Genomic DNA, 18,341 nt, shown 5'->3' with positions numbered 1-18,341 from the left:
CCTAGTAGCCCTGCTTGGCCCTTTGGCGCGCGAGGTAATTGGCCTCGTACTGCTCACGTTCGCGTTGCTGGCGGGCCTCGCGCGTCTCCCATTCGCTGCACTGCACGCGCGAGCCACCGAACAGCCAGCCCAACACGCTGGAGTCGTCGTTCGCACGGCCCTCGGCGGACGTGCAGACCAGGGCTGCCTTCGATGTGCTCTGCTCCTGCAGCATGCCCTGCACCGCCATCGAGCGTGACAGCAGCACCGAGGCCGGCATGGCCACGGCCAGCAGCACGCCGCCGATGACGACTCCCTTGGCCCAGCGAGGCAGGCTCTCCTTGGCGGGGGGCGTGGCCTGGGGCGGCGGACGGCTGAAGGGCGTGGTGGCCGTGAAGGTGTCCGCAGCCGCGGCGGTGCCCGCACGCGTGCTCCCGCCGCTGCGGGTGCTGCCTGTGCCGCCTGTACGGCCTGTGCCGCCCGCACCGCTGAGCAAGCGACGCTGGGATGGTGGAGGCGGTGTGGGTGAATCGGCGGGCATGGGAGTAGCTGGGGGGCGGACGCAGGGGCGAGCGGCATGCTATTGAGCGAAAGCCCGTGAAATGTGAGGAATTGCAATTCCGGGTGCCGCCGGCGCCGGGTTCTGCGAAGGAAGTCACAGCCTCGACAATTGCTTGATGACCGATACCGCCTTCTCTCGCCTGCCGCTCAGCCCTGCCATGCTGGCCAACCTCGACCAGCTCGGCTATGCCCGGATGACCCCCATCCAGGCCGCCAGCCTGCCGCCGGCCCTGGCCGGGCAGGACATCATCGGCGAAGCCCAGACCGGCTCGGGCAAGACGGCCGCCTTCGCCATCGCGCTGCTGCACCGCCTGGACGCCGCGCTGCCGCGTGTGCAGGCGCTGGTGCTGTGCCCGACGCGAGAGCTGGCAGACCAGGTCACCCAGGAGATCCGCCGCCTGGCTCGCGCCGCTGACAACATCAAGGTGCTGAGCCTGTGCGGCGGCAGCCCGATGCGCCCTCAGATGGAGAGCCTTTCCTTCGGAGCCCACATCGCGGTGGGCACGCCGGGCCGGCTCATCGATCACCTGGAGCGCGGCTCACTGGACCTCGCCGCGCTGAACACGCTGGTGCTGGATGAGGCCGACCGCATGCTGGACATGGGCTTCCTCGACGACATCAAGTCCATCGCCGCGCGGGCGCCGGCCCGGCGCCAGACGCTGTTGTTCTCGGCCACCTTCCCCGAGGGCGTGAAGGACATCGCACGGAAGTTCATGCGCGATCCGCAGGCGGTGAAGGTCGCGGGCGCGACGAGTGCGGCCACGTCGACCATCCGTCAGATCGCCTACGAGGTCACGGATGCCGAGCGCCTGGACGCCGTCCCGCGCCTGTTGCGCGCCTTCCGGCCCGAATCCACCATCGCGTTCTGTAACACCAAGCAGCAATGCCGCGACCTGGAAGACGTGCTGGCGGCGCAGGGCTTTGTCGCGCTGGCCCTGCACGGCGACCTGGAGCAGCGCGACCGCGACCAGGTACTGATCCAGTTCGCCAACCGCAGCGCCTCCGTGCTCGTTGCCACCGACGTGGCTGCGCGCGGGCTGGACATCGCCAACCTGGCCTGTGTCATCAACGTCGACATCAGCGCCGACGTCGAGCAGCATGTGCACCGTATTGGTCGTACCGGCCGCGCGGGGGCTGAGGGCCTCGCGCTGAGCCTGGCCAGCCTGGACGAAATGGGGCGCATCGGCCGCATCGAGCAACTGCAGGGTGAGCCATTCACGTGGCAGCCACTGGACAGCCTCAAGGATGCGCCGGGCGGCCCGCTGCTGCCGGCCATGGACACGCTGCAGATCCTCGGTGGCCGCAAGGAGAAGATCCGCCCCGGTGACATCCTCGGCGCACTGACCGGCGAGGCGGGCTTTGCCGGCACGCAGATCGGCAAGATCAACGTGACCGACTTTCACAGCTACGTGGCCGTGGAGCGCAGCATCGCGCAGGAGGCCGTGCGCCGGCTCTCGCTGGGCAAGCTCAAGGGCCGCAAGGTCAAGGTCCGGCGGCTGGCCGATCTGGCGGACTGACGCGCCGAGTGCGGCCTAACGCACAGTCCTGGGGATAAACCCCCCGTTCCTCGGCCCGGATGGCGACGCTACATTGGCGCCCACACGGGTCTTGTCCATGCTGAAAAGACGTTGTTGGCTTCAGGGGATGGCCGGGCTGCTGATCGCGGCAGCGAGGCCTGCTCGTGCGCAGGAGCTGACGATCACGCTGCGCGCGCCCGACAGCGAGACCGACCTGCGCAACGCCTACATCCGCGACGCGGTGCAACTGGCGCTGGACAAGACGCGCGTCAGCGACGGTCCCTACAAACTGCAGCTCTCCGCGCCCATGAACAAGCGGCGCGCGCTGCTGGAGGCGGCCCAGCAGGCCGAGCCCAATTTCATGCTGGTCGCCGGGCCGGATGCCGGCCGCGCCGCCGGCCTGGTGCCGGTGCTCTTTCCCATCCACCTCGGCGTGAACCGCTACCGCGTCTGCCTCATGTACGCGCCGCACCGCGCCCTCGTGCGCAAGGCCGACACGCTGAATGCCGTCGCGCGGCTGCGCCATGTGCAGGGTCGAGGCTGGGCGGACGCCGACATCCTGCGCGCCAACGGCTTCAATGTGGCCGAGGTCAACGGCTACGAAGGTCTGTTCCAGATGGTCGCCCTCGGCCGCGCCGACCTGTTCTGCCGCAGCGTGCTGGAGGTGGGGCAGGAGTTGCAGGCCCATGTCGCCCTCAAGGATCTGACGCTGGACGACAGCCTGCTGCTGGCCTACGACCTGCCGCAATACCTCTACACCCACCCCGGCAACCACGCCGCCATCGACCGCATCTCCCGCGGCTTGCGCCAGGCCTTTGCCGACGGCTCGCTGCAGACCCTGCTGCGCCAGCACCTGAAACCCTCGCTGGCATTGCTCAATCTCGGCCAGCGTCGGCTGATGACGCTGAGCGCGCCCAGCCCCACCGTTGTCGAGATGAACGACCGGCCCTTCCAGATCGACGTGTTGCGAGCGCTGCGCTGACGGGCGTGACTTCCTGGCGGTGTGACGGTCAACCGCGGGGGGTGGTGCCGGCATTCGCGAACTTTTACCGTGCAGGACCGGGCGTGGCGCCTAGTCTGGGGACAAGACGAGGTGTCCCATGAACTCACGCCCCATGCCCCTGATATGCGATGACTACGAGCTGCGGTTCGAATCCCTTTTCAAGGCCGGACGCGCGCTCGCCTTCCCCTGCGACGCGCAGGGCGGCGTGAGCCTGGATGCGCTCAGTGACCGGGCGCGGCAGAACTATCTGTTCGCCCGTGCCGTCGTCGGGCGCGAATACGCCACGCCCATCGTGCTGCGCTCCCGTGGGGTGAGGAATTGATCTCGTTCGGAGCGGCCCATGCCCCTCGACGCCCCCATGGCCATGGTGGAATGCCTGCATGGGAGTTACATCTGGGGATCCGGACGGCGGGGATACACCCGATTGCCGGCGTAGAACCTGCGCGGTCGGCTTGCTGGCCTGGTGGGCGGTCGGCGCGGCGGGGGCGAGCGAGCGCCGGGTGCTGCGCATCGAGACCATCCAGTCCGAGCCCTTCGGCCGGGTTGGCCCGCAGGGGGCGAGCGGCTTGATGTACGACATCGGCATGCTGATCGCGCGGCGTGCCGGGTTGGCGGTCGAGAACCATGTCGTGCCTTACGCCCGCACGGTGCTCAGCCTGCAGAACGGTGTCTCCGACCTGGTGCTGCGCTTCTCCAACGACGAGCTCAAGGCCGTGGCGCACCAGGTGGCGCCGGTGCTGGCCCTGCCGACGGTGGTGGTCACCCGCCGCGAGGCCGCATTGCAGCGGCTGGAGGATCTGTCGCGCCAGTCGCTGGCCGTCCCGCGCAGCTTCCCGCTGCCGGACAGCCTGACGAGCCTTGCGGGGCTGCGCCTGCAGTCGGTGAACAACAACGAGCATGCCATCCAGATGCTGATGAGCCGCCGCGTGGATGCTGCCTATGGCAGCAACCTGGGGTTGTTCGGCGCGGCGCGCGGGTTGGGCTTGCGCATGCAGGAGTTCGCGCGGCCGCTGGTCGTGGAGCGGCAGTCTTTCTGGCTGCACCTGTCCCGGCGCAGCGCCACGCCGGAGCTGATCGATCGGCTGACGAAGGCCGTCGAGTCGTTGCACCGCGACGGCAGCATCAGCCGGCTCTACCAGCGGGCGCTGGCGGAGTTCGGCGACGACCGCATGCCGGCCTGAGCGGCACCGCCGCGGTCAGCGGCCGAAGCTGTCCTTCAGCCCGGTGATCTTGTTGAACACAGGCTTGTCGGCGCGGTGGTCGATGCGGTCGGTCACGAAGTAGCCATGGCGCTCGAACTGCCAGCGGGCATCCGCCGGTGCACCGGCCAGTGACGGCTCGACGAAGCCCTGCACGACGCGCAGCGAGTTCGGGTTCAGGAACTCGATGAAGTCGCGCCCGCCGGCATCCGGCTGCGGCTCGGCGAACAGGCGTTCGTACAAGCGCACCTCGGCGGCCACGGCCTCGTGCGCGCCCACCCAGCCGATGACGCCCTTGACCTTGACCGCATCCGCACCGGGCGTGCCGCTCTTGGTGTCGGGGATCACGGTGGCGAGCACGGCGGTGAGGTTGCCGTCGGGATCCTTCTCGGCGCCCGTGCACTCGATGACGTAGCCGGCCTTCAGGCGCACCTTGTTGCCGGGGAACAGCCGGAAATAGCCCTTCACGGGCGTTTCCATGAAGTCCTCGGACTCGATCCACAGCTCGGGGCCCAGCGAGAACTTGCGCAGGCCCAGCTCGGGCTTGTGCGGGTGCGCGGCGACCTCGCAGGGCTCGCGGTGGTCGGCACTGCCGAAGACCTCGGCATAGTTCGTGAGCTTGAGCTTCAGTGGCTGCAGCACGGCGAAGGCGCGGGCGGCCTGCGGCTCCAGGTCGGCGCGCAGGGCCTGATCGAGCACAGTGTCGTCGATCCAGGCGTTCTGCTTGCTGGCGCCAGTGGCCTCCACCATCGCGCGGATGCTCTCGGGCGTGAAACCGCGCCGACGCAGGCCCACGAGGGTGGGCATGCGCGGATCGTCCCAGCCGCTGACGTGCTTCTCCTCGACGAGCTGGCGCAGCTTGCGCTTGCTGGTGACGACGTAGTTCAGGTTCAGGCGGCCGAACTCGATCTGCTGGGGTAGCGGCCGGGCCAGCAGGCCGAGGTCGGCGAGGTGCTCCAGCAGCCAGTCGTAGAAGGGGCGCTGATCCTCGAACTCCAGGGTGCAGATGCTGTGCGTGATGCGCTCCAGCGCGTCCTCGATGGGGTGCGCGTAGGTGTACATCGGGTAGATGCACCACTTGCTGCCCGTGGCGTGGTGTTCCGCATGCTTGATGCGGTACAGCGTTGGGTCGCGCAGGTTGATGTTGGGCGAGGCCATGTCGATCTTGGCGCGCAGCACCATGGTGCCGTCGGCATGCTGGCCGTCGCGCATCTCGCGCAGGCGCGCCAGGTTCTCCGCCGGCGTGCGGTCACGGAAGGGGCTGTTGGTGCCCGGCTTGCCGAAGTCGCCGCGGTTGGCGCGCATCTCCTCGGCACTCTGCTCGTCCACATAGGCATGGCCGGCATTGACCAGCGCCTCGGCGGCCGCGTACATGAAGTCGAAGTAGCTGCTGGCTTCGTAGAGGTTGTCGCCCCAGCTCCAGCCCAGCCACTGCACCATCTCCTTGATGGCGTTGACGTACTCCTGCTCCTCCTTCTCGGGGTTGGTGTCGTCGAAGCGCAGATGGCAGGCGCCGCCGTAGTCGCGCGCCAGGCCGAAGTTCAGGCAGATGCTCTTGGCATGGCCGATATGCAGGTAGCCGTTGGGCTCCGGCGGGAAGCGGGTGCGCACGCGTGCCTCATCCAGCGGGCCGGCGCCATGGTGGGCCGCGTCGCCGGGGGTGCCGGCGAAATGGCGGCCGGCGAAGGCACCGGTCTCGAGGTCGTGCTCGATGCGCTGGCGCAGGAAGTTGGTCGCCGGGGCGGCCGCGGGGGAGTTTTGGCTCATCGGGGGCTTCTGGGAAACGGCAACCGGGCCAAGGCAGGAGCCTGGCCCGGCAGGAAGGGGGCGATTTTACGGAGCCGGCGGATGCGGTCGCAGCGGCAGCCTGACATGGGCCAGCCCGATGCTGATCCACACCGCGACGCTGAAGTACAGCGTCATCCAGACTACCTCGCTGCGCCAGTGCGCCCAGTCGTGCGATACATGCCAGCGGTGGGCCGCGTCGGCCACGCCTGCCGCGAGGCTGGGATAGGACCGGCCGGCGGCCTCGTCGGCCAGCCAGCGCGCCCAGTACATGGGCACGTCCACCGCGAACATGTAGGCCGCATAGAGGGAGCCGGCCACGATGGCCAGGGCCAGCCAGCGCCGCGCGCGCGCCGTCGTGCGGGGCCACAGCGCCAGCAGGGCCAGCACGCTGAGCAGCGCGACGGTGCCCCACAGGGTCTCCTCGACGACGTGACCGATGTTGCGTGTCGTCAGCACTGCGTACCAGGAGTGAAGCTCGGCCAGCGCGATCAGCGGCAGAACGGCATGCGACAGCCACAGGCTGGCGCGGTGCCCCGTCGCCAGCGCGGCACCGCGCAGCAGCAACGCCCATTGCGCGGCGAAGCTGAGCTCTGCCAGCGTCGCCACCGTGCGGCCCACGAGAACGCTGGACGCCCAGGAATCCACCATGACGACGCGGGGCACGTCGAAGACCGGCAGCACGGAGCGGTAGCCACAGCCCAGCACGTAGAGCGCCGACAGCAGCAGCTGCAGGCGCTGGTGGGGCCAGGTCGTGCCGTCGGGCCGGTTGCGGTGCAGCCAGGCGGTGGAGGCCGTCCAGGCGACGAGGTTCAGGCCGGCTATGGCGCAGAGCAGATGCCACCAGTAGGTTGCGTCACTCATGGTTGTCTCCTCGGGGCGCAGGCCTAGCCTGATTTGCGCGGCCGTCCGGTCTTGACGGGTTCCAGCCGGTCCAGTGCGGCGGCCAGGGACTGTGCGTCCAGTTCAGCCAGCGCCCGCAGGCCGGCACGCAGCAGTTCGCTCTTCTTGGCTTCGCGGTGCGCCTCGTGCAGCCGGTACTTGAGCTCCTTGAGCAAGGCGTAGTCGGCCTCGGGCATGGTGAAGCCATCGCGCACGAGTCGGGCGCGCTCCGGGCTGGGGGCGGGTTTGCGGTCGCGGCTCATGATGATGAAAACCGTTTATACGGTTTCCATCGATTTGCCGCTACCGCGCTACAACGCCTTGAAACGATTCGCGTGCACGCGGCTGACGGTCAGCGTCTCTGGCCGCTGGCGCAGCGCCAGCACCACGGTGCCGTTCTCCTGGCGCTGGGCGCGGGCGACCGCGTCGATCTGGACGACCGTGGAGCGGTGCACCTGCCAGAAGCGCTCGCCGTCCAGTTGCGGCAGCAGGTCGCGCAGCGGCGCGCGCACCCAGTAGTCACGCTGGGCCGTGACGGCTCGCACGTACTTGTCGGCGGCTTCGAGGTACACGATGTCGTCCACCGGCACCAGTTCGATGGCTTCGCCCACGGTCGCCTGCAGGTGGCGAAGGCGCGGCACGGGCGTGGCGGCCTGGGCCAGCAACCGCCGCAGCGAGGCCAGCGTGGCGTCCTCCGCTGCCGGCTGGGCCAGTCGTGCCTGGAGTCGTCGCACGCATTGGGCCAGTCGCTCCGGCGTGACGGGCTTGAGCAGGTAGTCGGCCGCGGCGGCGTCGAACGCCTGCAGGGCGTACTGGTCGTAGGCCGTCACGAAGACGAACAGTGGCAGGGCGCCGGCGTCGCCGGGCCAGTCCTCCGTGATGGCTTGCGCTGCTTCCAGCCCCGTCATGCCGGGCATGCGGATGTCCAGGAAGCAGAGCTGCGGCCGGTGCTGAATGGCCATTTCGACGGCGGCAGTGCCGTTGGCGGCCTGGGCCACGATCTCAAGCGCGGGCCAGGCCGCGACCAGCTCGGCGCGCAGGTTGACAGCCAACAGGAGTTCGTCTTCAGCGATGAGGGCGGTGGGGGTCATGTCGGGATCTCAATGCGTGCGGCGCTGCCGCCGCTCGGGCGGGGCGTCAGTGTGAAACCGGCCTCGTCGCCGTAGCGCCGGGCCAGCCGTTCGCGGACCTGGGCGAGACCGAAGCCGGTGCCGACGCCGGGCAGCTCGCTGGCGGTGCCCAGGCCGGCGCCGCTGTCCAGCACCTCCAGCACCAGGCGGCCGGTCTCGCGCCGCGCCGCCACGCGCAGCTCGCCGCCATCCACATGGGGCTCCAGCCCATGCTTGATGGCGTTCTCCACCAGCGGCTGCAGCAACAGCGGCGGGATGGGGACGCCCCCCAGGTCGCCGGGCAGGTCCAGCGCCACGCGCAGCCGCTCGCCCATGCGCAGCTGCATCAGCGCCAGGTAGTCGGACAGGCGCTCGAACTCGTCAGCCAGGGCGTGCTCGGTGGCCCGGCTGGCCTGCAGCGTGGCGCGCAGGTAGTCGATGAGGCGGTCCAGCATCTGCTGAGCCTCGTCGGGCCTGAGCTTGATGAGCACGCGCAGGTGGGCCAGCGTGTTGAACAGCATGTGCGGTTCCAGCTGACTCTGCAGCAGCGTGAGCTGCGCCTCGGCCGCCTGGCGCTGCGCCTCGGCCTGGGCCAGCCGGGCGGTGTTGAGCTTGTAAACCGCGAAGAAGAACATCGAGGCCAGCAGCGACACCAGCAGCGTGAAGCCGAGGGAGAGGGACACGCGGCGGCCCGGCAGCTGCCACAGCGGCACGGACTGGTTGCCGCTGACCAGGTCGGCCAGCCACTGGCCGCCGGCGTAGCCGGCCACCGAACCGATGAGGATGCAGGGCATCATCCAGCCCCAACTGATCCATGCACCTTGCGGCAAATCGGGCCGGCCGCGGCGACGCAGCCGTTCCAGACCCATGTGCAGCAGCGAGATGTAGGCCGAGATCTGCGTGCCGATGGCGAACGAATACAGCATGCTCATGCCCAACTGACCGCCGCGGATCAGGAAGTTCAGCAGGCCCACGAGGGTGCAGATCCCGATCGTGCCCAGGATCAGGGTGCGCCATTCGCCGGTCGGGTCGGTGCGGGTGCTCATCGGTGCAGCATGATGCCCTGGCGCGCGTGGCGCCAGCCGGCTGCGACGGGCGGGGCAGGGCGGGCGTCAGCGGAGGCAGGCGGGCGTCAGTGGCCGCTGGCGGCGATCCTGAACACGCCGACCACCTCGTTCATGCGCTGCGCCTGACTGCGCAGGCTGTCTGCGGCGGCGGCGGCCTGCTCCACCAGCGCCGCGTTCTGCTGCGTGACCCTGTCCAGTTGCGACACCGCCTCGCTGACCTGGCCGATGCCGGTGGTCTGCTCTTGCGTGGCGGAGCCGATCTCGCCGATCAGGTCGGCCACGCGCCTGACCTGGGAGACGATCTCCGTCATCGTGGTGCCGGCGTCGCCGACGAGGCGGGAGCCTGCATCGACGTTGTCCACGCTCTGGCCGATCAGGGCCTTGATCTCGCGCGCCGCCTGGGCGCTGCGCTGGGCCAGCGCCCGCACCTCGCCGGCCACGACGGCAAAGCCCCGCCCCTGCTCGCCGGCGCGCGCCGCCTCCACCGCGGCGTTCAGCGCCAGGATGTTGGTCTGGAAGGCGATGCCGTCGATGGTGCCGATGATGTCGGCGATCTTGCGCGAGCTGGCCGAGATGTCGCCCATGGTCGCGATGACCTTCTGCACCACCTCGCCGCCGCGGACTGCGACGCCGCTGGCCGACTCGGCCAGTTGGGTGGCGGTTTGCGCGGTGTCGGCGTTCTGCCGCACCGTGGCGTTCATCTCCTCCATGGAGGCCGCGGTCTGTTCGAGGTTGGCGGCCTGCTCCTCGGTGCGCTGGGACAGGTCGGCGTTGCCGCTGGCAATCTCGCCGGCGCCGGTGAGGATGGAATCCGCGCCATGACGCACTTGGCGCACGATGTTGACGAGGCCTTCGTTCATCTGGCTCAGCGCACCCAGCAGCGTCGCGATCTCGTCGCGACCGTCGGCGTCGATGGCCGTCGTCAGGTCGCCCCCCGCCACAGCCTGGGCGAAGCCGACGGCGCGCCGCACCGGCTCGGTGATCGAGCGCGTGATCAGCCAGGCGAGGGCGCCGCCCAGCAGCAGGGCGACGGAGGTGAGCAGGACGGTCATCGCGATCGCTGTGCCTCGCGTGTCCTGGCCTCGCTGGTACTCGGCGGCGGCCTCGTCGATCTGCAGCTTGACGAGCTGGTCCGACAGTTCCCGTGACTTCGTGGCCAGCGGCAGCGTCTTCTCTTCGTAGATCAGCAGTGCGGTGCTCATGCCGCCGGTGGACAGCGCTGTGCTGACAGGCAGCAGGCCCTCATCGATGTAAGCCTTGCGCGTGGCGGTGAAGCGCTGCGCCAGGTCCTTCTCCTGGTCAGTCAGATGGCTGGACAGGTACTGATCCAGCAACTCCTGGCCACGCTTGAGGTTGGCGGCGAGCTCGTCGCTGCGGCGCTTGATCTCGTCGAAGCCCGGCGCGCGCAGCATCTCCACGATGATGAGTCGGTTGCGCGTGGAGAGGTTGTTCAGCTCGCCCAGCTGGGCCAGCGGCACGGTGCGGTCGCGGTAGACCGTCTCCAATCCGGCCGCGACGCTGAAGATGCCGCGCACGCTGACCGCGGCGACAACCAGCATGAGCGCCAGCACCACCGCGAACGCGATGCCAAGTCGACTGCCGATGCGCAATTGCTTCAGAGCATTCATGCCATTCCCTTTAAGTGGCCTCGTCGGGCACTGCGAGTCTGCATGAACGGCCTGGCCGCGTCGACGGGATCAGCGCCTACGGCTGCTGTTTCCTCCGAGGATGCTGCCCAATACGCCACGGATGATCTCGCGGCCTACGGCCGAGCCCATGCTGCGCACGGCGGACTGGGCGGCCTTCTCGGCCAGCCCGGGGTGGCGGCCGCCGCGCGGGCCGGTACTGCCGAAGAGGACGTCCTTGAGGCCGTCCAGCATGCCCCCGCCAGTCGGCTCGGCGGGGGGCGGGGCGGCTTGGCCGCCCTTGAACACCGAACCGGCCTCGGCCGCCATGCCGCCGCCCGCGGGCGCTGCGGTGGACCGGCCGGTCAGCTTTTCGTAGGCGGACTCCCGGTCGAGCTGCTTCTCATAGACGCCGGCCACCAGTGAATTCGCGATCAACGCCTGGCGCTGGGCCGGGGTGATCGGGCCGATCTGGCTGCCCGGGGGGAGCACGAAGGCGCGCTCTGTGACGCTGGGTCGCCCTTTTTCGTCCAGCAGGCTCACCAGCGCCTCGCCCACGGCCAGCTCGGTGATGGCGGTCTCGATGTCGAGGCCTGGCTTGGCGCGCATGGTCTCGGCGGCTGCCTTGACCGCCTTCTGGTCGCGCGGCGTGAAGGCGCGCAGCGCATGCTGCACGCGGTTGCCGAGCTGGCCCAGCACGGCGTCGGGGATGTCGAGCGGGTTCTGCGTCACGAAGTAGACGCCCACGCCCTTGGAGCGCACCAGGCGCACGACCAGCTCGATGCGCTCGATCAGCGCGTCCGGTGCGTCCTTGAACAGCAGGTGGGCCTCGTCGAAGAAGAACACCAGTTTCGGCTTATCCAGGTCGCCCACCTCGGGCAACTGCTCGAACAGCTCGCTCAGCATCCACAGCAGGAAGGTCGCGTACAGCCGTGGCGCGTTCATCAGCTTGTCGGCGGCCAGCACGTTGATGACGCCCAGCCCGCCCTCGGTCTGCATGAAGTCGGCGATGTTGAGCATGGGCTCGCCGAAGAACTTGTCGCCGCCCTGGGCCTCGATCTGCAGCAGGCCGCGCTGGATGGCGCCGACGCTGGCGGCCGACACGTTGCCGTACTGGGTCGTGAACTGACTCGAGTTGTCGCCCACGTACTGCAGCATGGCCCGCAGGTCTTTCAGGTCCAGCAGCAGCAGACCGTTGTCATCGGCGATCTTGAATACCATCTGCAGCACGCCGGCCTGGGTCTCGTTCAGCGCCAGCATGCGGGCCAGCAGCAGCGGGCCCATGTCGGACACCGTGGCCCGCACCGGGTGGCCCTGCTCGCCGAAGACGTCCCACAGCGTCGTCGGGCAGGCCAGCTTCTCAGGCGCTTCGATGCCGCGATCCTTCAGCGTGGCCAGCAGCTTCTCGCTGGGGTTGCCTTGCTGGCTGATGCCAGTCAGGTCGCCCTTCACGTCGGCCATGAAGACGGGCACGCCCAGCTTGGAAAAGCTCTCCGCCAGCTTCTGCAGGCTGATGGTCTTGCCGGTGCCCGTGGCGCCGGTGATAAGCCCGTGGCGGTTGGCCAGTGCCGGCAGCAGCAGGCACTCGGTCTCCCCGTGTCGGGCCAGCAGGATGGGGTCGATCATGGGCGCTCCTCTAAAATCACACTTCTGCCAACGATAAATCAGGCCGCTGACCTTCAGCCGCCGGGAGCCAAACCTTATGGCCGGACATTCCAAATGGGCCAACATCCAACACCGCAAAGGCCGCCAGGACGAGAAGCGCGGCAAGATCTGGACGCGCATCATCCGTGAGATTACGGTCGCCGCGCGCCAGGGTGGGCCTGACATCAAGGACAACCCGCGCCTGCGGCTGGCCGTCGACAAGGCCAAGGCCGCCAACATGCCGGCCGACCGCATCAAGTACAACATCGACAAGGCCAGCGGCAACATCGATGGGTTGACCTACGAGGAAATCCGCTACGAAGGCTACGGCATCGGCGGCGCGGCCGTCATGCTCGACACGATGACGGACAACCGCGTCCGTACCGTGGCCGAGGTGCGCCATGCCTTCAGCAAGTACGGCGGCAACCTGGGTACCGAAGGCTCGGTGGCCTTCCAGTTCAAGCACTGCGGCCAGTTGATCTTTGCGCCCGGCACGTCGGAAGACAAAGTCATGGAAGTGGCGCTGGATGCCGGTGCAGAGGACGTCGTCTCCGGCGACGACGGCGCCATCGAGGTGCTGACCGCGCCGGCCGACTACGAGACTGTCAAGGCCGCGCTCGAAGCCGCGGGCCTGACGCCCGAGCTGTCCGAGGTGACGATGCGGGCCGAGAACCCGATCGAGGTCACCGGCGAGGACGCCGAGCGCATGCAGAAGCTGCTGGACGTGCTCGAGGATCTCGACGATGTCCAGGCTGTCTATCACAACGCGGAACTCGGCTGATGAAAGTCCTTGTCATCGGCAACGGCGGCCGTGAACACGCACTGGCCTGGAAGCTGGCCCAGGGCGAGCGTGTCAGCCAGGTGTTCGTGGCGCCCGGCAATGGCGGCACGGCGCGCGACGAGCGGCTGGAGAACGTGCCCCTCACGGATGTGAAGGCGCTGGCCGACTTCGCCGTCGAGCAAAAGATCACGCTGACCGTCGTCGGCCCCGAGGCGGCGTTGGCCGCCGGCGTGGTGGACGAGTTCCGCGCCCGCGGCCTGCGCATCTTCGGTCCCACCAAGGCCGCGGCCCAGCTCGAGAGCTCCAAGGCATTCGCCAAGGACTTCATGAAGCGCCACGGCATCCCCACGGCCGCCTACGAGACCTTCTCCGACCCGGCCGCCGCCCACGCCTACGTGGACGGCCGCGGCGCCCCCATCGTCATCAAGGCCGACGGCCTGGCAGCGGGCAAGGGCGTCGTCGTCGCGATGACGCTGGAGGAGGCCCACGAGGCGATCGCGTGGATCCTGGAGGACAACAAGCTCGGCGTGACGCACAACGAGGGTGGCGCGCGTGTGGTCATCGAGGACTTCCTCGCCGGAGAAGAGGCCAGCTTCATCGTCGTCTGCGACGGCAAGCATGTCGTGTCGCTGGCCACCAGCCAGGACCACAAGCGGCTGCTCGACAACGACCAGGGCCCCAACACCGGCGGCATGGGGGCCTACTCGCCTGCACCGGTCGTGACGCCCAACGTGCACGCCAAGGTCATGCACGAGATCATCCAGCCGACCATCGCCGGCATGGCCAAGGACGGTCGTCCCTTCACCGGCTTCCTCTACGCCGGCCTGATGATCGACGACCAGGGCCAGCCGCGCACCGTCGAGTTCAACACTCGCATGGGTGACCCCGAGACTCAGCCCATCATGATGCGGCTCAAGAGTGATCTCTTCGAGCTGCTGATGCACGCCACCGACGGCACGCTGGATCAGGTCGAGTTGCAATGGGACCGCCGTGTGGCACTGGGGGTCGTGCTCGCTGCCGAGGGCTATCCGTTGAATCCTCGCAAGGGAGACACCATCACCGGCCTGCCCGACGATGAAGACGAAGCCATGGTCTTCCACGCCGGCACGGCCATGGCCGACGGCCACCTGGTGACCAGCGGAGGCCGCGTGCTTTGCGTGACGGCCCTGGGCGAGTCCGTGCGCACGGCCGCGCAGCGCGCCTACGACGCGGCCTCGGGCATCCAGTTCGCCGGTCGCCAGTATCGCTCCGACATCGGCCACCGGGCCATCAAGCGTTGACCCAGACCCCTGCCGTCCTGACCGGGCCGCTGCTTCCCCACGGCCGACAGAGCCGCCTGGCGCGTGGCTTGCTGCGCCTGTTCGGCTGGATGGTGGACGCCCCCGGTCTGCCCGCGCAGCAGGGTGTCATCCTCGTGTACCCGCACACATCCAACTGGGACTTTGTCGTCGGCGTGCTGGCCAAGTGGGCCCTGGGCCTGCAGCTGCGCTTCTGGGGCAAGGACAGCCTTTTCAAGGTGCCGCTGCTGGGACGCTGGGTGCGCTGGATTGGCGGCGTGGCCGTGGACCGCAGCAGCCGCCACGGCATCGTCAACGACACGGTGCAGCAGATGCAGGCCGCCGCCGCTCGCGGCGAGCGCTTCTGGCTGGCCGTCGCGCCGGAAGGGACCCGCTCGCTGACGTCCGGCTGGCGCACCGGCGCCTACCAGGTGGCCGTGCAGGCCGGGGTGCCGGTGGGGCTGTGCTATTTCGATTTCCAGCAGCGCGTGGTATCGCTGACGCGCTTCATCAAGCTGACCGGTGACGTGCAGGCCGACTTCGCCGCCTTTGCCGACTACCTCGGCCCCCGCGCCGGCAAGCGCCCCGAGCTTGCCAGCCCGATCCAGCCCCTGCGCCCGCGTCCATGAACACCCAAGCCGTCCGCGACTATCTGCTCGACCTGCAACAGCGCATCGTCGCCGCCCTGGAGGCGGCCGACGGCAATGCCTTCCTGCGCGACGGCTGGAGCCGTGAGCCAGGTGGCCGGCTCGAAGGCGATGGCCTGTCCCGCCTTATCGAGGGCGGCTCGGTGTTTGAGCGCGGTGGCGTCAACTTCTCGCACGTCAAGGGCCGTGTGCTGCCGCCCTCGGCCACCCAGCATCGGCCGGAATTGGCCGGGGCGCCCTTCGAGGCCATGGGCGTGTCGCTGGTGCTGCACCCGCACAATCCCTTCGTGCCGACGGTGCACATGAACGTGCGCGCCTTCATTGCCCTGCCGCCGGACGCGCCAGCGGTGACCTGGTTCGGCGGTGGCATGGACCTCACGCCCTACTACGGCTACGAGCGTGACGCCCAGCATTTCCACCGCGTCTGCCGCGATGCACTGGCGCCCCATGGGCCGGCCCTGCATCCGAAGTTCAAGACATGGTGCGATGACTACTTCTTCCTGAAGCACCGCAACGAGCCGCGCGGCATCGGCGGCATCTTCTTCGACGATTTCGCGGAGGGAGGCTTCGATGCCGGCTTTGCGCTGATCCGCTCGGTGGGCGACGCGTTTGTCCACGCCTACCTGCCCATCGTCGAGCGCCGCCAGGGCTATGCCTACGGCGAGCGAGAGCGCGATTTCCAGGCCTACCGTCGGGGCCGCTACGTCGAGTTCAACCTGGTCTGGGACCGCGGCACGCTGTTCGGCCTGCAGTCCGGTGGGCGCACGGAGTCCATCCTGATGTCCATGCCGCCGCAGGTGAAGTGGCGTTACGACTGGGCGCCGGAACCGGGCACGCCGGAGGCGCGGCTGTACACCGACTTCCTGCGCCCGCGCGACTGGGCTGATGAAACGCCGTCGGGGCTGTGGCTGTGAGACTCGCCATCTTCGGGGGCAGTTTCGACCCGCCGCATCTGGGCCATCTGGCCTTTGCCCGCTTCGTGCTGGACGCGCTGGCGCCGGACCGCCTGGTCTGGCTGCCCGCTGGCCGGCAATGGCAGAAGCCGGATCAGGTCATGGCCGCCGCCGTCCACCGCGTGGGCATGATCCAGCGGCTCATCGCCGATGAGCCGCGTTTCGTGCTCGACGAGCGCGAGCTGCATCGCCGCGGCCCCAGCTTTTCGGCCGACACGCTGCGCGAGTTCGCCGCCCAAAATCCGGGTGCCGAGCTGATGTTCCTCATCGGCCAGGACCAATACGCGCGGCTGCCGACCTGGTATCAGGTCGAAACCGTTATGGCACTGGCCACGCTGGTCGTCGTGCCCCGCGGCGGCGAAGCCGTCGTCGCGCCGCCGGGCCTGCCTGAGCACCGCATCCAGGTGCTGGCCCTGCCCGACTTGCCCCTTTCGTCCACCGCCGTGCGCGACGCCGTCGCTCGTGGCGAGGACATCAGCCCCATGGTGGGCGCCGAGGTCGCGAGCTATATTGCCTCGCATCGCCTCTACGAGAAGAAGCACTGAATGGATATCCGCAAGCTGCAACGCGCCATCGTCGATGGTCTCGAAGACGTGAAGGCTCAGAACATCGTCGTGTTCAATACCGAGCATCTGTCTCCGCTGTTCGAGCGCGTCATCATCGCGTCCGGCACAAGCAACCGGCAGACCAAGGCCCTGGCCTCCAGCGTCCGTGAGACCGTCAAGGGTCGTGGCATGCAGGTCATGCGTACCGAAGGTGAGGACAACGGTGAATGGATCATTGTGGACTGCGGCGCTGCCGTCGTGCACGTGATGCAACCTTCCATCCGCGATTACTACCACCTCGAGGAGATTTGGGGCGACAAGCCCGTCAAGCTCAAGCTCGGCAGCGGTGAGGTGAAGCTCGTGAAGGCCTCCGAAGAGCCTGCCCCGGCCAAGCGGGCCACGCCGGCCAAGAAGGCTGCGGCGCCGGCCAAGAAGGCATCGGCGGCGAAGAAGGCTGCGCCTGCGAAGAAGGGCGTGAGCCGCGTCGTCGGCAGCAAGACGCCGGCGGCCAAGACCATCAAGGTCGGCGCAGCCAAGCCTGCGGCGAAGAAGGCCGCTCCGGCCAAGACCGCCGCCAAGAAGGCGCCACCCGTGAAGGCGGCACCCGTGAAGGCGCCGGCCAAGAAGGTCGTGGCCAAGAAGGCACCGGCCAAGAAGACCGCCGCCAAGAAGGCCTGATGCGCCTGCTGCTAGTCGCCGTGGGCCAGCGCCAGCCGGCCTGGGCCGACGCGGCCTACGAGGATTTCGCCAAGCGCTTCCCGCCGGAGCTGAAGCTCGAGCTCAAGGTCGTCAAGGCTGAGACGCGCGGCAGCAAGACGGCGGAGCAGCTGATGGCGGCCGAGGCGGCGCGCATCGAGGCCGCGCTGCCGAAGGGTGTGCGCCGCATCATCCTGGACGAGCGTGGCGAACGCCGCACGTCCGTGCAACTCGCCGAGCGTCTGAGGCTGTGGATGGGCGAGGGCCGTGACGCGGCCCTCGTCATCGGCGGCCCGGACGGACTACATCCCGCGTTGAAGGCCACCGCCGACGAGACGCTGCGCCTGTCCGACCTGACCCTGCCCCATGCCTTCGCCCGAGTTCTGCTGGCCGAAGGGCTGTACCGAGCCTGGACGGTGACGACCGGCCACCCCTATCACCGTGAATAAGCTTGTCTACCTCGCCTCGCAAAGCCCGCGCCGCCGCCAGTTGCTGGCGCAGATCGGCGTCGAGCACGAGCTGCTCCTGCCCGGGGACGACGAGGACGCCGAGGCGCTGGAGGCGGTCCTGGCCGGCGAGTTGCCCGAAGCGTACTGCGCCCGCGTCACGGCCGCCAAGCTCGATGCGGCGCTGGCCCGTCACGCCGCGCGCGACCTGCCGCTGGCACCCATCCTGTGCGCCGACACGACGGTGGCCGTCGGCACACAGATCCTCGGCAAGCCCGAGGACGAGGCCGACGCTGCCCGCATGCTGGCGCTGATGTCCGGCCGCAGCCACCGCGTCATCACGGCCGTCGCGGTGGCCGACGCGACGCGGCGCGTGGCGGCGCTGAACGTGTCCGAGGTCGAGTTCGCGCCGCTGTCTGCGGCGCAGATCGAGCGCTATGTCGCCAGCCGCGAACCCTTCGGAAAGGCTGGCAGCTACGCCATCCAGAGTCAGGCCGCCGCCTGGATCGTGAAGATTGCCGGCAGCTACTCGGGCATCATGGGGTTGCCCCTCTTTGAGACCGCCGCGCTGTTGGAGAAATTCGGCTTCGAGTTCTGATGCGTGCCGCTGGGGGCGGCGGCACGC

General features: G+C 68.8%; 20 protein-coding genes. 12 read left to right on the top strand and 8 right to left on the bottom strand.

Going from position 1 to position 18,341, the window contains the following annotated elements; all coding sequences use genetic code 11:
* Window position 1: 1 nt before the first annotated feature.
* Entirely contained in the window at window positions 2-520 is a 519-nt protein-coding gene (locus VGF12_RS03020) for a hypothetical protein (protein WP_331174566.1), read from the bottom strand.
* 136 nt (window positions 521-656) lie between these two features.
* Between VGF12_RS03020 and dbpA the strand changes: the two genes are divergently transcribed.
* The 4 genes from dbpA to VGF12_RS03000 all read left to right on the top strand — a co-directional run bounded on the left by dbpA (window position 657) and on the right by VGF12_RS03000 (window position 4,241).
* Window positions 657-2,057: an ATP-dependent RNA helicase DbpA gene (gene dbpA / locus VGF12_RS03015; protein ID WP_331174565.1), complete on the top strand. Its 1,401-nt coding sequence runs from the start codon at window positions 657-659 to the stop codon at window positions 2,055-2,057.
* Window positions 2,058-2,184: 127 nt separating this feature from the next.
* Window positions 2,185-3,039: a hypothetical protein gene (locus tag VGF12_RS03010; protein WP_331174564.1), complete on the top strand. Its 855-nt coding sequence runs from the start codon at window positions 2,185-2,187 to the stop codon at window positions 3,037-3,039.
* A 118-nt stretch (window positions 3,040-3,157) separates the two neighbouring features.
* Window positions 3,158-3,382 (top strand): hypothetical protein, encoded by a 225-nt coding sequence (locus tag VGF12_RS03005; RefSeq protein ID WP_331174563.1) that lies wholly within the window; start codon window positions 3,158-3,160, stop codon window positions 3,380-3,382.
* Between the two features lie 130 nt (window positions 3,383-3,512).
* Entirely contained in the window at window positions 3,513-4,241 is a 729-nt protein-coding gene (locus VGF12_RS03000; protein ID WP_331174562.1) for a substrate-binding periplasmic protein, read from the top strand.
* A 15-nt stretch (window positions 4,242-4,256) separates the two neighbouring features.
* Here VGF12_RS03000 and VGF12_RS02995 read toward each other — a convergent pair whose 3' ends face one another.
* The 7 genes from VGF12_RS02995 to VGF12_RS02965 all read right to left on the bottom strand — a co-directional run bounded on the left by VGF12_RS02995 (window position 4,257) and on the right by VGF12_RS02965 (window position 12,353).
* On the bottom strand, window positions 4,257-6,026 hold the full coding sequence (locus tag VGF12_RS02995; RefSeq protein ID WP_331174561.1) for a glutamine--tRNA ligase/YqeY domain fusion protein: 1,770 nt from the start codon (window positions 6,024-6,026) through the stop codon (window positions 4,257-4,259).
* A gap of 66 nt (window positions 6,027-6,092) precedes the next feature.
* Window positions 6,093-6,908 carry a hypothetical protein gene (locus VGF12_RS02990; RefSeq protein ID WP_331174560.1) on the bottom strand — a complete coding sequence of 272 codons (816 nt, stop codon included), beginning with the start codon at window positions 6,906-6,908 and terminating at the stop codon, window positions 6,093-6,095.
* A gap of 23 nt (window positions 6,909-6,931) precedes the next feature.
* Complete coding sequence (locus VGF12_RS02985; protein WP_331174559.1) at window positions 6,932-7,189, bottom strand: hypothetical protein; 258 nt, start codon at window positions 7,187-7,189, stop codon at window positions 6,932-6,934.
* A 48-nt stretch (window positions 7,190-7,237) separates the two neighbouring features.
* Window positions 7,238-8,017, bottom strand: a complete 780-nt coding sequence (locus VGF12_RS02980; protein ID WP_331174558.1) for a LytTR family DNA-binding domain-containing protein — start codon at window positions 8,015-8,017, stop codon at window positions 7,238-7,240.
* On the bottom strand, window positions 8,014-9,081 hold the full coding sequence (locus tag VGF12_RS02975; RefSeq protein ID WP_331174557.1) for a sensor histidine kinase: 1,068 nt from the start codon (window positions 9,079-9,081) through the stop codon (window positions 8,014-8,016). Before VGF12_RS02975 ends, VGF12_RS02980 begins: the two co-directional genes overlap by 4 nt.
* Before the next feature lie 86 nt (window positions 9,082-9,167).
* On the bottom strand, window positions 9,168-10,730 hold the full coding sequence (locus VGF12_RS02970) for a methyl-accepting chemotaxis protein (RefSeq protein WP_331174556.1): 1,563 nt from the start codon (window positions 10,728-10,730) through the stop codon (window positions 9,168-9,170).
* Window positions 10,731-10,799: 69 nt separating this feature from the next.
* On the bottom strand, window positions 10,800-12,353 hold the full coding sequence (locus VGF12_RS02965; RefSeq protein ID WP_331174555.1) for a helicase HerA-like domain-containing protein: 1,554 nt from the start codon (window positions 12,351-12,353) through the stop codon (window positions 10,800-10,802).
* 76 nt (window positions 12,354-12,429) lie between these two features.
* Between VGF12_RS02965 and VGF12_RS02960 the strand changes: the two genes are divergently transcribed.
* From VGF12_RS02960 to VGF12_RS02925, 8 genes are read left to right on the top strand one after another with little or no spacing between them, the layout of a single operon-like run.
* Window positions 12,430-13,152 (top strand): YebC/PmpR family DNA-binding transcriptional regulator, encoded by a 723-nt coding sequence (locus tag VGF12_RS02960; protein WP_331174554.1) that lies wholly within the window; start codon window positions 12,430-12,432, stop codon window positions 13,150-13,152.
* Window positions 13,152-14,432 carry a phosphoribosylamine--glycine ligase gene (gene purD, locus VGF12_RS02955; RefSeq protein WP_331174553.1) on the top strand — a complete coding sequence of 427 codons (1,281 nt, stop codon included), beginning with the start codon at window positions 13,152-13,154 and terminating at the stop codon, window positions 14,430-14,432. Before VGF12_RS02960 ends, purD begins: the two co-directional genes overlap by 1 nt.
* Window positions 14,429-15,058, top strand: coding sequence for a 1-acyl-sn-glycerol-3-phosphate acyltransferase (locus VGF12_RS02950; RefSeq protein ID WP_331174552.1), 630 nt, complete (start codon window positions 14,429-14,431; stop codon window positions 15,056-15,058). Before purD ends, VGF12_RS02950 begins: the two co-directional genes overlap by 4 nt.
* A complete protein-coding gene (hemF, locus tag VGF12_RS02945) occupies window positions 15,055-15,990 on the top strand; it encodes an oxygen-dependent coproporphyrinogen oxidase (RefSeq protein ID WP_331174551.1) in 936 nt (311 codons plus the stop codon). The genes VGF12_RS02950 and hemF overlap by 4 nt, the downstream gene beginning before the upstream one ends.
* Window positions 15,987-16,574 carry a nicotinate-nucleotide adenylyltransferase gene (nadD, locus tag VGF12_RS02940; RefSeq protein ID WP_331174550.1) on the top strand — a complete coding sequence of 196 codons (588 nt, stop codon included), beginning with the start codon at window positions 15,987-15,989 and terminating at the stop codon, window positions 16,572-16,574. The genes hemF and nadD overlap by 4 nt, the downstream gene beginning before the upstream one ends.
* A complete protein-coding gene (rsfS, locus tag VGF12_RS02935; protein ID WP_331174549.1) occupies window positions 16,575-17,252 on the top strand; it encodes a ribosome silencing factor in 678 nt (225 codons plus the stop codon).
* Entirely contained in the window at window positions 17,252-17,719 is a 468-nt protein-coding gene (rlmH, locus tag VGF12_RS02930; RefSeq protein ID WP_331174548.1) for a 23S rRNA (pseudouridine(1915)-N(3))-methyltransferase RlmH, read from the top strand. The genes rsfS and rlmH overlap by 1 nt, the downstream gene beginning before the upstream one ends.
* Window positions 17,712-18,314 carry a Maf family protein gene (locus VGF12_RS02925; RefSeq protein WP_331174547.1) on the top strand — a complete coding sequence of 201 codons (603 nt, stop codon included), beginning with the start codon at window positions 17,712-17,714 and terminating at the stop codon, window positions 18,312-18,314. The genes rlmH and VGF12_RS02925 overlap by 8 nt, the downstream gene beginning before the upstream one ends.
* Window positions 18,315-18,341: the final 27 nt, after the last annotated feature.

Origin of the sequence: Roseateles sp. (assembly GCF_036404855.1) — a bacterium.
Taxonomy (GTDB): Bacteria; Pseudomonadota; Gammaproteobacteria; order Burkholderiales; family Burkholderiaceae_C; genus Pelomonas.
The sequence above is the reverse complement of the archived record's forward strand: the minus strand, read 5'-3'. Positions and strand labels throughout refer to the sequence as shown.

Excerpts from the sequence above, each read along its gene's own strand:
- VGF12_RS03020 (WP_331174566.1), bottom strand. The coding sequence starts at position 520 with ATGCCCGCCGATTCACCCACACCGCCTCCACCATCCCAGCGTCGCTTG.
- dbpA (WP_331174565.1), top strand. The coding sequence starts at position 657 with ATGACCGATACCGCCTTCTCTCGCCTGCCGCTCAGCCCTGCCATGCTG.
- VGF12_RS03010 (WP_331174564.1), top strand. The coding sequence starts at position 2,185 with ATGGCCGGGCTGCTGATCGCGGCAGCGAGGCCTGCTCGTGCGCAGGAG.
- VGF12_RS03005 (WP_331174563.1), top strand. The coding sequence starts at position 3,158 with ATGAACTCACGCCCCATGCCCCTGATATGCGATGACTACGAGCTGCGG.
- VGF12_RS02995 (WP_331174561.1), bottom strand. The coding sequence starts at position 6,026 with ATGAGCCAAAACTCCCCCGCGGCCGCCCCGGCGACCAACTTCCTGCGC.
- VGF12_RS02990 (WP_331174560.1), bottom strand. The coding sequence starts at position 6,908 with ATGAGTGACGCAACCTACTGGTGGCATCTGCTCTGCGCCATAGCCGGC.
- VGF12_RS02985 (WP_331174559.1), bottom strand. The coding sequence starts at position 7,189 with ATGAGCCGCGACCGCAAACCCGCCCCCAGCCCGGAGCGCGCCCGACTC.
- VGF12_RS02980 (WP_331174558.1), bottom strand. The coding sequence starts at position 8,017 with ATGACCCCCACCGCCCTCATCGCTGAAGACGAACTCCTGTTGGCTGTC.
- VGF12_RS02975 (WP_331174557.1), bottom strand. The coding sequence starts at position 9,081 with ATGAGCACCCGCACCGACCCGACCGGCGAATGGCGCACCCTGATCCTG.
- VGF12_RS02970 (WP_331174556.1), bottom strand. The coding sequence starts at position 10,730 with ATGAATGCTCTGAAGCAATTGCGCATCGGCAGTCGACTTGGCATCGCG.
- VGF12_RS02965 (WP_331174555.1), bottom strand. The coding sequence starts at position 12,353 with ATGATCGACCCCATCCTGCTGGCCCGACACGGGGAGACCGAGTGCCTG.
- VGF12_RS02960 (WP_331174554.1), top strand. The coding sequence starts at position 12,430 with ATGGCCGGACATTCCAAATGGGCCAACATCCAACACCGCAAAGGCCGC.
- purD (WP_331174553.1), top strand. The coding sequence starts at position 13,152 with ATGAAAGTCCTTGTCATCGGCAACGGCGGCCGTGAACACGCACTGGCC.
- hemF (WP_331174551.1), top strand. The coding sequence starts at position 15,055 with ATGAACACCCAAGCCGTCCGCGACTATCTGCTCGACCTGCAACAGCGC.
- rsfS (WP_331174549.1), top strand. The coding sequence starts at position 16,575 with ATGGATATCCGCAAGCTGCAACGCGCCATCGTCGATGGTCTCGAAGAC.
- rlmH (WP_331174548.1), top strand. The coding sequence starts at position 17,252 with ATGCGCCTGCTGCTAGTCGCCGTGGGCCAGCGCCAGCCGGCCTGGGCC.